13 protein-coding genes are annotated in these 15,347 nt (G+C 65.7%); 3 read left to right on the top strand and 10 right to left on the bottom strand.

Going from position 1 to position 15,347, the window contains the following annotated elements:
• Positions 1–7: 7 nt before the first annotated feature.
• The 7 genes from der to ndk form a co-directional block, all read right to left on the bottom strand.
• A complete protein-coding gene (gene der, locus OC373_RS08250; protein ID WP_019183084.1) occupies positions 8–1,399 on the bottom strand; it encodes a ribosome biogenesis GTPase Der in 1,392 nt (463 codons plus the stop codon).
• 12 nt (positions 1,400–1,411) lie between these two features.
• Positions 1,412–2,620: an outer membrane protein assembly factor BamB gene (bamB, locus tag OC373_RS08245; protein ID WP_070427202.1), complete on the bottom strand. Its 1,209-nt coding sequence runs from the start codon at positions 2,618–2,620 to the stop codon at positions 1,412–1,414.
• On the bottom strand, positions 2,620–3,258 hold the full coding sequence (locus OC373_RS08240) for a tetratricopeptide repeat protein (RefSeq protein ID WP_261997447.1): 639 nt from the start codon (positions 3,256–3,258) through the stop codon (positions 2,620–2,622). Before OC373_RS08240 ends, bamB begins: the two co-directional genes overlap by 1 nt.
• 59 nt (positions 3,259–3,317) lie before the next feature.
• Positions 3,318–4,181, bottom strand: coding sequence for a RodZ domain-containing protein (locus tag OC373_RS08235; RefSeq protein WP_070427201.1), 864 nt, complete (start codon positions 4,179–4,181; stop codon positions 3,318–3,320).
• 6 nt (positions 4,182–4,187) lie between these two features.
• Complete coding sequence (pilW, locus tag OC373_RS08230; RefSeq protein ID WP_261997446.1) at positions 4,188–4,988, bottom strand: type IV pilus biogenesis/stability protein PilW; 801 nt, start codon at positions 4,986–4,988, stop codon at positions 4,188–4,190.
• Positions 4,975–6,123, bottom strand: a complete 1,149-nt coding sequence (gene rlmN / locus OC373_RS08225; RefSeq protein ID WP_172838060.1) for a 23S rRNA (adenine(2503)-C(2))-methyltransferase RlmN — start codon at positions 6,121–6,123, stop codon at positions 4,975–4,977. Before rlmN ends, pilW begins: the two co-directional genes overlap by 14 nt.
• Before the next feature lie 67 nt (positions 6,124–6,190).
• Complete coding sequence (ndk, locus tag OC373_RS08220; protein WP_008265389.1) at positions 6,191–6,616, bottom strand: nucleoside-diphosphate kinase; 426 nt, start codon at positions 6,614–6,616, stop codon at positions 6,191–6,193.
• A gap of 322 nt (positions 6,617–6,938) precedes the next feature.
• On the opposite strand from ndk, the gene OC373_RS08215 reads away from it, so the two are divergent.
• From OC373_RS08215 to OC373_RS08205, 3 genes are all read left to right on the top strand, one after another.
• Entirely contained in the window at positions 6,939–7,601 is a 663-nt protein-coding gene (locus OC373_RS08215) for a TetR/AcrR family transcriptional regulator (protein WP_261997445.1), read from the top strand.
• Between the two features lie 43 nt (positions 7,602–7,644).
• A complete protein-coding gene (locus OC373_RS08210; RefSeq protein WP_261997444.1) occupies positions 7,645–10,017 on the top strand; it encodes a 3-hydroxyacyl-CoA dehydrogenase/enoyl-CoA hydratase family protein in 2,373 nt (790 codons plus the stop codon).
• A gap of 91 nt (positions 10,018–10,108) precedes the next feature.
• On the top strand, positions 10,109–11,317 hold the full coding sequence (locus OC373_RS08205; RefSeq protein WP_261997443.1) for an acetyl-CoA C-acyltransferase: 1,209 nt from the start codon (positions 10,109–10,111) through the stop codon (positions 11,315–11,317).
• A 255-nt stretch (positions 11,318–11,572) separates the two neighbouring features.
• On the opposite strand, the gene galU is transcribed toward OC373_RS08205, so the two are convergent.
• The 3 genes from galU to OC373_RS08190 are packed head-to-tail and all read right to left on the bottom strand — an operon-like array spanning position 11,573 to position 15,337.
• A complete protein-coding gene (gene galU, locus OC373_RS08200) occupies positions 11,573–12,454 on the bottom strand; it encodes a UTP--glucose-1-phosphate uridylyltransferase GalU (protein WP_019183093.1) in 882 nt (293 codons plus the stop codon).
• Positions 12,454–14,361: a nucleoside-diphosphate sugar epimerase/dehydratase gene (locus tag OC373_RS08195; RefSeq protein WP_261997442.1), complete on the bottom strand. Its 1,908-nt coding sequence runs from the start codon at positions 14,359–14,361 to the stop codon at positions 12,454–12,456. The genes galU and OC373_RS08195 overlap by 1 nt, the downstream gene beginning before the upstream one ends.
• A gap of 16 nt (positions 14,362–14,377) precedes the next feature.
• The gene (locus OC373_RS08190; protein WP_070427198.1) at positions 14,378–15,337 is read right to left on the bottom strand and encodes a glycosyltransferase family 4 protein; all 960 of its coding nucleotides are present in this window, start codon (positions 15,335–15,337) and stop codon (positions 14,378–14,380) included.
• Positions 15,338–15,347 lie beyond the last annotated feature (10 nt).

Raw genomic sequence — 15,347 nt, 5'->3', positions numbered from 1 at the left:
TTCTGCATCACTTGCCCTTGACGTGCTTGATCAAGCGCCGCTTGCGCTTGAGCTGACGTTCGGTGAGCACGTTCTTCTTGCCTTCGTACGGGTTCACACCCTCGCGGAAGATGAACTGCACGGGCGTGCCGACCAGCTTGAAGCGCTTGCGGAAGAAGTTCTCCAGATAGCGCTTGTACGACTCCGGCAGGTCTTTCAGACGGGTGCCGTGGACGATGAAGGTCGGCGGGTTGGAACCGCCCGGATGCACGTAGCGCAGCTTGGACACGTGACCCCGGATCGCCGGCGGCGGGTTGGTCTCGTAAGCCGTTTCCAGCGCCTTGTTGACTTCGCTGGTGCTGAATTCGTGCGTCGCCGAGGCGTGCGCAGCATGGATGCAGCGGAACAGCTCACGCAGCCCCGAGCCGTGCTTGGCCGAGATGCGCACCACTTCCGCCCACGGCACGAAGCCGAGCTTGCGCGACACCAGGGCTTCAGCTTGCTCGCGCTGGTAATCGGTCAGGCCATCCCACTTGTTGATCGCCACCACCAGCGCACGGCCGGCATCAAGCACCGCGCCGAGCACGCTGGCGTCCTGATCGGTCACGCCTTCGGAGGCATCCAGCATCAGCACCGCGACCTGGCACTGCTCGATGGCCTGCAGCGTCTTGATGACGCTGAACTTCTCGACCACTTCCTCGACACGCGCCTTGCGACGCAGTCCGGCGGTATCGATCAAGCGGTACTCACGCCCGTCGCGCTCCATGTCCACCGCGATCGAATCACGGGTGGTACCGGGCACTTCGGAGGCGATCATGCGCTCCTCGCCGAGCAGACGATTGACCAGCGTCGACTTGCCCACGTTGGGGCGCCCGACGAAGGCGATGCGAATGCGGTTCGGATCGGTGTCCAGGGTCTCGGTGGTGCCCTCTTCCGGCAACCGCTCCACGACCTCGTCTAGCAGATCATCCAGGCCCTGACGGTGCGCGGCCGAAACGGTCAGCATTTCGCCGAAGCCGTAACGGGCAAATTCCGAACGCACGGTGTCTTCGTTCATGCCGTCGATCTTGTTGATCAGCAGCAGGGTCGGACGGGCCAGCTTGCGCAGCCAGGACAGGATCTCGTCGTCCATCGGGCCCTCACGGGCATCGACCACGAACAGGATCAGGTCCGCCTCGGCGGCGGCGGCGCGGGCCTGGCGGGCGGTAGCGCCGGCCAGACCTTCTTCTTCACCGGCGATACCGCCGGTATCGACCACCAGGAACGGGTGGTCTTCATCAAGACGACAAACACCGTAATTACGGTCCCGGGTCACGCCGGGCTGGTCATGGACCAGCGCGTCGCGCGTACGGGTAAACGCATTGAACAGCGTGGACTTGCCGACATTCGGCCGTCCAACCAGGGCGACCAAGGGCAGCATCGCGGTAACTCCTTATTGTGCCAACCGGAACGCGGTCAGCTTTCCATCAACGTTCTGCACCAGCAGAATCCCATCGGCGGCTACCGGCTGGGCCAGGAGGGCGTCGCCGCCACTCTTGGCGCGCGCCGCGAACTCACCGTTATCGGTCCGCAACCAGTGCAGATACCCCTTGTAATCACCGACCACAACGTAATCGCCGTGGATGACCGGACCGGTCAGCGAACGACGGGCCAGGCCCGTCTGCGACCACATGGCCGAACCGCTGGCCTTGTCCAGGCCGAACACGCCGCCCTTGTTGTCGGTGACGAACACATTGCCCGAGGTCAGGGCCACGCCACCGGCGCCGCCATGATCACGTGCCCACAGCGGACGGCCGGTCGGGCCTTCGATCGCCATGGTCTGGTTCTTGAAACTGCTGACGAACAGCGTATTGCCTTCCAGCACCGGGGCGCCGTCGATATCGGCCATGCGCTCCAGCTCGGTACGGCCTTCGCCGGTGCCGACCATCTGGTCCCACAGCGTGCGGCCGTCCTGCATGGCCAGCGCGGCGATGGAGCCGTCGTCGTTGCCGATGAACAGCACGCCCGGGCCGGTGACGACCGGCGCGTTGCCACGCACGGTCAGCGCCGGCAGCTCGCGCGGGTTGAACCAGCGCTGGGTGCCGTTCTCGGCATCCAGACCGGTCACGCGACCGTCGTTGCTGCGCACGAAGACCAAGCCCTGGCCCACGGCCGGGGCGGAGATGACTTCACCCGGCACCTTGGCACGCCACTTCTCAGTGCCGTCGGCCGCGTTCAACGCGATGACTTCACCATCCAGGGTGCCGATGACGACCAGGCCGTCACCCACGCCCGGGCCACCGGACAGACGCAGCTTGGGCTGCTTCTTGACCTTGGCCGGTTCGTAGGTCCAGATCTTCTTGCCGGTCTGCAGGTCGATGGCATGCACGCCACCGTAGATGGCGGCCGCGTAGACGCGACCATCGGCGACCACCGGGCCCTGACGGACGCCGATGCGCTTCTCACCCTTGCCGACGTTGGCCGTCCAGATCCTGTCGACCTTCGCGGTGGCATCGAACTTCACCAGCTCGGCCGGTTCCAGTGCCTTCTTGGCCGCGGCATCTTTGCCGGCGAACCAGCCCTTCATCGTGCTGCAGCCGGTCAGGGCCATGCCCAACAGGGCAACCGTGGCAACGCGCTTGATCATGACCATCTGATTCATTACACCGACTCCGCAGGATCGGTGACGGTGCCACCGGCATCCGTCAACTTGGTTTCCAGCAGGCGCCGCTGGGGCGCTGCCACGTCCAGCGTCTTGAGCGCCTTCTCATACTGCTCGCGGGCGGCATCACGCTTGCCCTGCGCCATCAGTGCATCGCCATGGATTTCCAGGCTGGCGCTGTCGGTCGCGGTACCGAGCTGCTTGATCGCATCTTCGGTCTTGCCGGTGGCCACCAGCAGGCGCGCAACGCGCTGCTCGATCACCGGCTTGAATTCGGGGTCGGCCTTGATCGCGCGCAGGGTCGCCAGCGCGTCTTCGTTCTTGCCGGCATCAACCTGGGCCTTGGCCAGCTGCAGGGCAGCCAGATCGGCGTAGATGTTGGCCTTGCCGCTTTCCAGGTCCTTCACACCCTTGGCGGCCTGCTCCAGATCCTTTTCCTCCAGGCGCTTGAGGACGATCTGGTACTGGACGTTGGCGCCGGCCAGGCTGTTGCTGTGCCGGGTCTGCCACTCTTTCCAGCCCCAGATGCCACCGATCGCGATGGCTACGCCAGCGAGGATGCTGACACCGTTCTTCCGCAGCCAGCCGCGGACGCGTTCACTTTGTTCGTGCTCGTCGAGCAGGTCGTCGATCGCCATGCGTACTCTCGCCCCGCCCATGAGGAGGAGCTATTTGAATTGGATTGGGGAAACGCGGCTCAGTGCGAAACTGGGACCACGGAGCCGTCAGAGGATACCGTAAAGCGTGCCACGTTGGCTCGCTGGTACGGCGAAAGGTCGACGATAGTGCCGGCCTGCTGAACCTCGACCGCCGATGCATTGCCCAGCACCATGCGGGCTACCTGGCCTGGCGCGAAGCTGCGGGTCTCGCCCGACTTGATCAGGGCCTTTTCGACGGTGGTGCCGTCGGGCCCGGAAATATCCACCCAGCTGTCGCCTTTGAACTGCAGGCTCAGGGCGCCAGCCGGCGCTGCCGGCGCGGCGGCCGGACGCGGGACCGGGGTCAGCGACGCCAGGTACGGCGACGCCGGGGCCGATGGCTTGGCCGTCTCGGCCGTGGCCGGTGCAGCCGCCTGCGGGGCGTCACCGCCGGCCACCGGGACCGCCGCCGGAATCACATCCAGCGACGCGGTGTTCGGGGTGGTGGCGGTGCCATCGAAATGACCCCGGGTGGCGAACCAGACCGGCACAGCCAGCACCGCGGTGATGCCGACATACAGGACGCGACGGCCCAGGCTCTCGGCAATGCGGCGGGCGCGCGGGGTATGGGTATGGCTGACCAGCTGTGGCGGCACGATCGGCCCGATATGGGCCTGCTCGAGGATGTCGTCGATGTCCACCTTCAGCAGGCGGGCATAACTGCGCAGCTGGCCACGGACGAAGACCGGCGCGCCAAGGCGCTGCCACTGCTCTTCTTCAAGGGACTTCACTACCTGGACCGGCATGCGCAGCTGCTGCCCCACGGCCTCCAGGGTCAGTCCGGCCGCTTCCCGGGCCTGGCGAAGACGAGCTCCGCAACCGGCCGCAGTATCAAAAGCGTTCACAGTCTGGTCATCAATCACAATGCTTCAACCCCGGGGATTAGGTGCCGCATCCTGCGGAAATTCGTCATGAATTCGCTGCAGATAGCGACCGGATGCCACGCTGTCGCCAAGCCGCGCCTCGATTTGAGAGGCAAGTTGTAACACGGAACGTGTGGCCGGTGCAGCCGTCAAACGCCGTTGCGAAAAGGCGCGGGCCTCGAAATAACGCCCTTCGGCGTACTCATTGCGGGCCATCGACTCCAGCGCGTAGGCATTGACGGGATCTATCTCAAGCGCCCGCCGGAGGTCCCGGACCGCCCGCGCGGGCTGGCCTGCGTCCAGTGCACAGCCGCCGGCATTGGCCAGGGCGGAGGCCGGGGTGGTATAGCCCGGGGCCTGCAGCGCCCGGTCGAACCAGGCCAGCGACTCGGCCGGCTGGCCATGAGCACATAGCCAGGCACCATAATTGTTGAGGACGTCGCCGCGTTCGGGTCCCAGCTCGGCCGCCTTGCCGTACAGGCGCCCGGCCTCGACCTCGTTGCCGCGCTGGGTGGCGATGGCCGCCAGCAGCATGTAGGCCTCGGGGCGGCGTGCATCGATCTTCATCGCGGCCCGCACCCGCTTCTCGGCGGCATCCGGGGCGCCCGCACGCAGCGATTCGCCAGCCAGGACCATCTGGTCCTGGTAGTTCACCCGCTTGCGGATCTCGGGGTTGTCGCGGGCCTCGTAGGTCGGCGCGACCTCGAGTGGACCGGACGGCGGCTTGATCCCCTGCTGTTTGCCACAGCCGGCCAATGCCAGCGCGAAGAAAACAACGGCTGGCAATCGGCGATCAGGCAGCGGCATCCCGGTTTTTCCCGTCCTGCAGCGTTTTGTTGAACTCGGCCTGGCGGCGCGTACGGTCCATCACCTGGCCCTTGAGCTGGCCACAGGCGGCATCGATATCGTCGCCACGGGTACGCCGCACCATGGTCAACACCTGCGAATCGAGCAGGATCTTCTGGAAGGCACGGATTTCGGTTTCGCCGGAACGCTCGTAACGCGTGCCCGGGAACGGATTGAAGGGGATCAGGTTGACCTTGCCCGAGTTCGAGGCCTGCACGGCGTTGTCGAACTGGCGCATCAACCGCGCCAGCTGGCGGGCGTGCTCGGGCTGGTCATTGATGCCCTTCATCAGGGTGTATTCGAAGGTGACCGATTCGCGGCGCTTGTTGGCGCGCAGGTAACGTGCGCACGAGGCCATCAGCTCGACGATCGGGTACTTCTTGTTGAGCGGGACCAGGGTCTCGCGCAGTGCGTCGTTGGGCGCATGCAGCGACACCGCCAGCGACACGTCGCTCTCGGTGGACAGGCGGTCGATCTGCGGCACCAGGCCGGAGGTGGACAGCGTCACCCGCTTGTTGGCCAGGCCGTAGCCCAGATCGTCGCGCATCACGCTCATGGCGCGCACGACGTTGTCGAAATTCATCAACGGCTCGCCCATGCCCATCATCACCACGTTGGTGAGACGACGCTGCTTGTGCGGGATGTTGCCCAGATGGCGCGCCGCGACCCATACCTGGCCGATGATCTCGGCGGTGGAGAGGTTGCGGTTGAAGCCCTGGGTAGCGGTCGAACAGAACGTGCAGTTCAGCGCGCAGCCGACCTGCGAAGACACGCACAGCGTGCCGCGGTTCTTGTCCGGGATGTAGACGGCCTCGATGGCGTTCTTGCCATCGGTGCCCATCGCCAGCAGCCACTTGTGGGTGCCGTCGGCGGAGGGCTTGTCGAACACGATGTTCGGAACCAGCACCTCGGCATGCTGCTTGAGCTTGGCACGCAGCGCCTTGCCGAGGTCGGTCATTTCATCGAAATCGGTGACGTAGTGATGGTGGATCCACTTCATCACCTGATGGGCACGGTAGCGCGCTTCGCCGAGTGTCTCGGCGAAGAAGCGCTCCAGACCCTCGCGATCGAGGTCGAGCAGGTTCTGCTTGGCCACAGCCGGGCCCGGAACGAGCACGGATGGGATGGCGGTTGGCTGTACGACCTCGTTCACGGCATCACTCTCAGCGCGAGACGACTTCAGTCGCGGCGAAGAAATAAGCGATTTCGATCGCGGCATTCTCAACCGAGTCCGAGCCGTGGGCGGCATTGGCATCGATGGATTCAGCGAAGTCGGCGCGGATGGTGCCTGCGGCGGCTTCCTTCGGGTTGGTGGCGCCCAGCAGGTCGCGGTGGGCCAGCACGGCGTTCTCGCCTTCCAGCGCCTGGATCATCACCGGGCCGGAGATCATGAACTCGACCAGCGCGTTGAAGAACGGACGCTCGCGGTGCACGGCGTAGAAGCCTTCGGCTTCACGGCGCGACAGCTGCTTGTACTTGGCGGCGACGACCTTCAGGCCGGCCTTTTCGAAGCGGGCGTAGATTTCACCGATGACGTTCTTGGCGACGGCGTCCGGCTTGATGATGGAAAGGGTGCGCTCCAGCGCCATGGGAATACTCCGTTGGGCGGGCCACTTGATCGGCCCGAGGTTAACATGAAAAAAACCCGCGTCAAAACGCGGGCTTAGCCTGATATACGTGCGCCAATTCTAACGTGTCCTCCCCATCTCCGGTAGTGCCACGCCATGCGTGGCAAGACTGCACCCACTGGGGTAGCTCCCCCCCCCGTTCAGGCAATGACGACGTTGCCAGCCATGGACAGGCACGGCAACGCGCAGATGAACGAATGCCCCTTCCTGCTGCGCCGCACAATGCAGCTGCGCAGCCACGGGTCTAATATCAAACAATCGTTTGATTGAACTGCCCTGCCCCATGGCCAAACCTGCCCACTTCTCCACCAAGGACCGCATTCTCGGCGCCGCCGAGGAACTGTTCGCCCTGCACGGGTTCGCGGGCACCTCGCTGCGCCAGGTCACCAGCCAGGCCGATGTGAACATCGCCGCGGTCAACTATCACTTCGGGTCCAAGGAGAACTTGGTCAACGAGGTGTTCCGCCGCCGCATGGATGAAATGACCTCGGCCCGGCTGAGCCAGCTGGAGAGCGCCCGCCGCGAGCACCCCGGTGAACTGCGCCCGGTGCTGGCCGCCTTCGTGGAGCCGGCCTTGGCCATGGCCCAGGACCGCCAGACCGGCGGCGCCTTCGTGCGCGTCATCGCCCGCGCTTACGCGGAGAAGAACGACAACCTGCGCAAGTTCCTTTCCGACCACTACGGCCACGTCCTGCGCGACTTCGGCAGGGCGATCTCCGCCTGCGTGCCGGAGCTCAGCAAGGAGGAGCTGTACTGGCGCCTGGATTTCCTCGCCGGCTCGCTGACCTATGCCATGGCCGACTTCGGCCTGATCAAGCGACCCGCCGGTGTCACCGAAGCGGCGCATCGTGCCCATGCCGCCCAGGAACTGATTCATTTCGCCGAAGCCGGATTCCGCGCCAGCGCGGCCTCGAGCGCTTCGACGTCCTCCCTTTCCACCCCGTAGAGCCGGGCGCTGACCGGCTTCCAGACAACAAAGGCTTATCGACATGTCCAATTCCCTGCTAGTCCGCCGTGCCGCCGTGCTGGGTGCCGGTGTCATGGGCGCCCAGATCGCCGCCCACCTGACCAACGCCGGCGTCGACACGGTGCTGTTCGACCTGCCCGCCAAGGAAGGTCCGGCCGATGGCATCGTGCTCAAGGCGATTGCCAACCTGGGCAAGCTCAGCCCTGCCCCGCTTGCCAGCAAGTCCTACGCCGAGGCGATCACGCCGGCCAACTATGAGACCGGCCTGGAGCAGTTGAAGGACTGCGACCTGATCATCGAAGCCATCGCCGAACGGATGGACTGGAAGCAGGACCTGTACAAGAAGATCGCCCCGTTCGTGGCCGATCACGCGGTGCTGGCCTCCAACACCTCCGGCCTGGGTATCAACAAGCTGGCCGACGTGCTGCCCGAGCAGCTGCGCCACCGCTTCTGCGGCGTGCATTTCTTCAACCCGCCGCGCTACATGCACCTGGCCGAGCTGATCCCGGCCACCACCACCGACGCGGCCGTGCTGGCAGGCCTGGAAGCGTTCCTGGTCACCACCCTGGGCAAGGGCGTGGTGTATGCCAAGGACACCCCGAACTTCATCGGCAACCGCATCGGCGTGTTCTCGATCCTGTCCACCATCCACCACACGCAGGAATTCGGCCTGGGCTTCGATGAAGTGGACGGCCTGACCGGCCCGCTGGTCGGCCGCCCGAAGTCGGCAACCTACCGCACCTCCGACGTGGTCGGCCTGGACACCATGGCGCACGTGATCAAGACCATGGGCGACACCCTGCCCAACGATCCGTGGCATGAATTCTTCAAGTCGCCGAAGTGGCTGGACGCGCTGATCGCCAAGGGCGCGCTCGGCCAGAAGACTGGTGCCGGCATCTTCCGCAAGGTCGGCAAGGACATCGTGGTGCTGGATCTGGAGAAGCAGGACTACCGTCCGGCCGACCGCACCGCCGCACCGGAAGTGGTCGAGATCCTGAAGATCAAGAACCCGGCCGAGAAGTTCGCCAAGCTGCGCGAGAGCCAGCACCCGCAGGCGCAGTTCCTGTGGGCGACCTTCCGCGACCTGTTCCACTACAGCGCCTACCACCTGGCCGACATCGCCGAGACCGCGCGCGACGTCGACCTGGCCATCCGCTGGGGCTACGGCTGGTCGCTGGGCCCGTTCGAAACCTGGCAGGCCGCCGGCTGGAAGCAGGTCGCAAAGTGGATCGCCGATGACATCGTCGCCGGCAAGAGCATGAGCAATGCGCCGCTGCCGGATTGGGTGTTCGATGGCCGCGATGGCGTGCACGCCGCCGAGGGCAGCTACAGCCCGTCGCGCAATGCCAAGCTGCCGCGCTCGGCGCTGCCGGTGTACCAGCGCCAGCGCTTCCCGGATCCGCTGCTGGGCGAGAACTTCAGCCCGGGCGAAACCGTGTTTGAAAACGACGGCGTGCGCATGTGGCACGACGGTGACGGCATCGCGGTGGTCAGCTTCAAGACCAAGATGAACACCGTGTCCGACCACGTGCTCAACGGCCTGCAGGAAGCGATCAAGCGCGCCGAGCAGGACTACAAGGGCCTGGTGATCTGGCAGCAGAAGGAACCCTTCTCCGCCGGTGCCGATCTGGCCGGCGCGCTCGGCCTGCTGCAGGCCGGCAAGGTCGACCAGTTCGAAGAGATGGTGCACAACTTCCAGCGCACCAGCCAGGCGATCAAGTATTCGCTGGTGCCGGTGGTGACCGCGGTGCGCGGCCTGGCCCTGGGCGGTGGCTGCGAGTTCCAGATGCACAGCGCCAAGAGCGTGGCCGCGCTGGAAAGCTATATCGGCCTGGTCGAGGCTGGCGTCGGCCTGCTGCCGGCCGGCGGTGGCCTGAAGGAGCTGGCCGTGCGCGCCTCGCAGGCGGCCGGTCCGGGCGGTGACGTGTTCGCGGAGCTGAAGAAGACCTTCGAAACCGTCGCGATGGCCAAGGTCTCCAACTCCGCGGTCAACGCCAAGGAACTGGGCCTGATGCGCGCGACCGACAAGGTGGTGTTCAACAGCTTCGAGACGTTGCACATCGCCAAGGCCGAAGTGCTGGCGCTGGCCGAAGGTGGCTACCGCCCGCCGATGCCGGCCCGCCGCATCCAGGTCGCCGGCGACGTGGGCATCGCTACGTTCAAGATGATGCTGGTCAACATGCTGGAAGGCCGCTTCATCAGCCCGTACGACTACGAGATCGCCGTGCGCATCGCCACCGTGCTGTGCGGTGGCGAAGTGGATCGCGGCACGCTGGTGGACGAAGAGTGGCTGCTGACGCTGGAGCGCAAGCACTTCGTCGAACTGGCCCAGCAGGAAAAGACCCAGGCCCGCATCGCGCACATGCTCAAGACCGGCAAGCCGCTGCGTAATTGATGGCGCGCCGGGCGCGACGGCCCCCGTCCGCTCCCGGTCGGTGCCGACCGTTGGTCGGCACACCTGTCCCCACATTCAAGAGATCACTGCAATGACCAAGCAAATCCAGGACGCCTACATCGTCGCCGCCACCCGCACCCCGGTGGGCAAGGCGCCCAAGGGCGTGTTCCGCAATACCCGCCCCGACGACATGCTCGCCCACGTGCTCCGCTCCGTGGTCGCGCAGGCGCCGGGCGTGGACGTCAACCGCATCGATGACGCGATCATTGGCTGCGCGATGCCCGAAGCCGAGCAGGGCATGAACGTGGCACGCATCGGCGTGCTGCTGGCCGGCCTGCCGGACACCATCGCCGCACAGACCGTCAACCGCTTCTGCTCCTCGGGCCTGCAGGCCGTGGCCATGGCTGCCGACCAGATCCGCCTGGGCAATGCCGACCTGATGCTGGCCGGTGGTACCGAGTCGATGTCGATGGTGCCGATGATGGGCAACAAGATCGCGATGGCCCCGAGCGTGTTCGACAATGACCACGTCGCCATCGCCTACGGCATGGGCATCACCGCCGAGAAGGTCGCCGAAGAATGGAAGGTCTCGCGTGAGGACCAGGACGCCTTTGCGCTGGCCTCGCACCAGAAGGCCATCGCCGCGATCCAGAACGGCGAGTTCAAGGACGAGATCAGCCCTTACGACGTGCGCACCCGCCAGCCGGACCTGGCCGACGGCCGCCGCATCATCACCCGCGACAAGATCGTGGATACCGACGAAGGCCCGCGCCTGGATTCGTCCGCCGAAGGCCTGGCCAAGCTGCGCCCGGTGTTCCGCAACGGCCAGTTCGGCGGCACGGTCACCGCCGGCAACTCCTCGCAGATGAGCGACGGCGCCGGCGCGGTGCTGCTGGCCTCCGAGCAGGCGATCAAGGACTACGGCCTGACCCCGCTGGCCCGCTTCGTCAGTTTCTCGGTGGCCGGCGTGCGGCCGGAAGTGATGGGCATCGGCCCGATCGCCGCGATCCCCAAGGCGCTCAAGCAGGCAGGCCTGACCCAGGACCAGCTGGACTGGATCGAGCTCAACGAAGCCTTTGCGGCGCAGTCGCTGGCGGTCATCCGCGATTGTGGCCTGGACCCGTCCAAGGTCAACCCGCTGGGCGGCGCGATCGCCCTGGGCCATCCGCTGGGCGCGACCGGCGCGATCCGTACCGCCACCCTGCTGCACGGCCTGCGCCGTCGCCAGCAGAAGTACGGCATGGTGACCATGTGCATCGGCACCGGCATGGGTGCGGCGGGCATCTTCGAATCGCTGTAAGGATTGATCGGTGCCGGCCTGCGGGTCGGCACCGATGCAACGGGTATGACCGGCGTGAGCGGTGGCAACTGCAACGGGCGGAAAACGAAAAGGGCAGCCTCGCGGCTGCCCTTTTCTGTTGCGTCGGGAGCCGGCCAGCGGCCGGCACTACCGTTGCAGCTTGAGAGTCGGCCAACGGCCGGCACTACCGTTGCTGCTTGAGAGCCGGCCAGCGGCCGGCACTACCACCGCTGCATCGCGCGGGGCAGCTCGTTCTCAGCCCTCAGCCAGCATCTTCTGCAGCACTTCGCGTGCCGGGCCGGCCAGCTTCTCGTTGTCGAGGGCGAAGCGGATCGTGGCCTCGACCAGACCCAGGTGGGTACCGCAGTCGAAGCGGCGGCCCTCGAAGCGGTATGCGTCGACGCGCTCGCTCTTGAGCAGTTCGGCAATGGCGTCGGTCAGCTGGATCTCGCCACCTGCACCGGTCCCGGTCGCTTCGAGCAGCTCGAAGATCTTCGGGCTCAGCACGTAACGGCCGACCACGGCCAGGTCGCTCGGGGCGTCCTCGGGCTTGGGCTTTTCAACGATGGCGCTGATCTTGCCCTGGCGGCCGTCGAAGGCCTCGGTGGCCACGATGCCGTAGCTGCCGGTCTTGTCATGCGGCACGTCTTCAACGGCAATGATGCTGGCGCCGCTGGCTTCGTTGGCGTCGGCCATCTGCTTGAGCGCACCGTTGCCACGGTTCCAGATCAGATCGTCGGGCAGCAGCACCGCGAACGGCTCGTCGCCCACGATCGCCTTGGCACACAGCACCGCATGGCCCAGGCCCAGCGCTTCGGCCTGGGTCACGAACACGGCGCGCACGCCATTGGGCAGCACATGGCGAACCAGTTCGAGCTGTTCCTGCTTGCCGGCGCGCTCGAGTTTCTGCTCCAGCTCGTAGGCCTTGTCGAAATAATCCGCGACCGCGTGCTTGTAACGGTTGGTGATGAAGATCAGCGTGTCACAGCCCGCCTCGATCGCCTCATCCACGGCATATTGGATCAACGGCCGATCAATGATCGGCAGCATTTCCTTCGGAACGGTTTTGGTGGCCGGCAGGAATCGCGTTCCCAACCCTGCGACAGGAAATACCGCCTTACGAATACGCTTGCTCATCAGAACCTAGTGGCCTCACGCGCCGGAAAGGCGAGCACTTTAGCAGAGCTGACGTGATCGTCCTGTTGCAAAGGAGAAAATTCGGGCATGGTCGCAAACAGAATGCTGTTGATCGCATCAGTATCGTAGCTGGCAATCGCCTCGCGCAGTTTCGGCACATTGGCCAATACCTGCTCACGCGCGAACGTGCGCACGCCTGCCTCGAGAATCTTCGGATGCGCAGTCGGACGATAATCTTCGTCGGAATAGAACAGCGTTTCGTGCAGTTTCTCGCCCGGCCGCAGGCCCGTATAGACGATGGCGATGTCCTTGTAGGGCTGCTTGCCGGCCAGGCGGATCATCTGCTCGGCCAGCACGCGGATCGGCACCGGCTCGCCCATGTCCAGCGTATAGATCGCCCCGTGCGAGGCCGACGCGGCCGCCTGCAGGATCAGCTGGCAGGCCTCGGGAATGGTCATGAAGTAACGGGTGACTTCCGGGTCGGTCACGGTGACCGGACCGACCTTGAGGATCTGCTCGCGGAACACCGGCACCACGCTGCCGGCCGAGGCCAGCACGTTGCCGAAGCGCACGGTCACGAAACGGGTGTGGCTGGTCTTCTGGTCCAGGCTCTGGCAGATCATCTCCGCGTAGCGCTTGCTGGCACCCAGCGCGTTGACCGGATCGACCGCCTTGTCGGTGGAGATGAAGACGAAATGCTCGATGCGCGCTTCGACGCAGGCGCGCGCCACCGTTTCGGTGGAGAGGATGTTGTTGCGCACCGCTTCGCGCAGCTGGCGCTCCAGCACCGGCACCTGCTTGTAGGCGGCGGCATGGAAGACCGAGTCCACCCGCGACAGCGACAGCGCATGGCGGATCACCGCGGGGTCACCGCAGTCGCCCAGCACCGCTTCCACCACCAGATCCGGGAAGCTGCGCTGCAGCTCGGCTTCGATGGTCAGCAGAAGCAGTTCACTCATCTCCACCAGGACGATGCGCCCTGCCCCGTGGCGCGCGCACTGGCGGCACAGCTCTGAACCGATCGAGCCGCCCGCGCCGGTGACCAGCACAGTGCGCCCACCCAGCCAGCCGCGGATCAGCGCCCAGTCCGGCAGGATCGGCTTGCGGCCGAGCAGGTCCTCGATCGCCACTTCCTTGAGCTCACCCGGCAAGGAATGGCCCAGCAGGATGTCGTTGAGCTTGGGCACCATCCGGAACGGCACGCCGGTGCTTTCGCAGATGGCCACCACCCGCTGCATGCCCACGGCATCCAGCGACGGGATGGCGATCACCAGCAGCTTGGCGGCGGTCTCGCGGACCACGGCCGGGGCATCTTCCAGGGTGCCCAGGATCGGCAGGCCCTGCAGCTTGGCGCCCTGCAGATGCGGGGCGTCGTCGAGCAGGCCGACCGGCTCGAAATCACCGGAGCGGCGCAGGTCGCGGACCAGGGCCTCGGCCGCCTGGCCGGCACCCAGGATCAGCACACGGCGCGCGGTGACGTCGGACTGCAGCGCCTGATAGTCCTTCCATGCGCGGTACAGCAGGCGGGGCGCGCCCAGCAGCGCCGACAGCGCGAACGGGTAGATGACCAGCACGGACATCGGCACGCCTTCAAAGCGCTTGTACGCCAGGGCGACCACGATGGCGAGCAGGCCGATGAAGCTGGCTTTGAAAATGTTGAGCAGATCGGCAACGCTGGCAAAGCGCCACAGGCCGCGGTACAGACCCACCCGCCAGAACACCACTGCCTGGATGACCAGCACCAGCGAGGTGTCGATGTTCCAGAGCGGCAACGCCGGCGCGTCGGCCAGCATCGAGTAGCGTCCGGCATGCAGCAGCTGCCAGCACGCCCAGACCATGAACAGGTCGTGGGCCACGATGGCCGCGCGCGGCATCAAGCCGGTAAGTCGGTCCTGCCAAGGCGTCATAAACAACGTATTCCTTCTAGTTGCGCATTCCCTTGCGCAGGAGCAGCCAAAGGCCGTACGCGAAGATCAACCACGCGATGGCCACGGCAGCCTCCCACCTCGGCTGCAAATTCGTGCATGCATTAAACACTGCCGCACTGAATATTCCAAAAACAAGATACACCCCGGTGACGAAAGTGTGGCTTGCACCACTTTTCACCGCGCGCTGATAGAGATGCTGCGTGTGGGGTTCCATCCAGCGCTGTCCGGACAGGATGCGCGAAAGCAATGTGAAGCCTGCGTCCACAAGAAAGGCCGAAAGCGGCACCAGCAACAGCAACCAATGGATATCGGTGTGCACACTGGCCAGGCAGACCAGCGCCGCGATGGCATAGCCCAGCGCCCCGCTGCCGACATCCCCCATGAAGATGCGTGCCCGTGGGTAGTTGAACGGCAGGAACCCCAGGCAGGCCAGCCCCAGCACCACACCGGCCAGGCCGTAGGGCGGCGGCAGCACCAGCGCAAAGGCAAGACCGGCCAGGATCGCCTGGGTGGTGGCGATGCCGTTGATCCCATCCATGAAGTTCCAGATGTTGATCAGCGAGGTCGCGAACAACAGGGCCAGCAGCGCCTGCCAGGGATTGCCACTGGCATGCCAGACCAGCCCAGCCAGCAGCGCGGAGGCCAGCACATGGACCAGCAGGCGGCGGACCGCCGGCAGCGGCCGATGGTCGTCCCACCAGCCGATCCCGGCCACCAGTACCAGGCCGAGCGCGAACACCGCCAGCGAGATTCCGGCCTTGGGCCAGATCACGGCGGCGACCGCGCAGGCCAGCAGCAGGGTCAGGACGATCGCGATACCACCGCCGCGAGGCGTCGCCACCCCATGGCTGCGGCGCTCGCCCGGCTGATCCAACAGGTTGCGACGGAGCGCGTACGCACGTGCGGCCCAGGTCAGGCCCGCCGAGACCGCCAGCACCGCCAGCAGCCCTGCCATCCAGCCCACC

This window comes from Stenotrophomonas sp. Ste96 (assembly GCF_024519495.1).
GTDB classification, from domain to species: domain Bacteria; phylum Pseudomonadota; class Gammaproteobacteria; order Xanthomonadales; family Xanthomonadaceae; genus Stenotrophomonas; species Stenotrophomonas bentonitica_A.
Note: the sequence above shows the minus strand (reverse complement) of the source record. Positions and strands in the feature narration are given on the sequence as shown.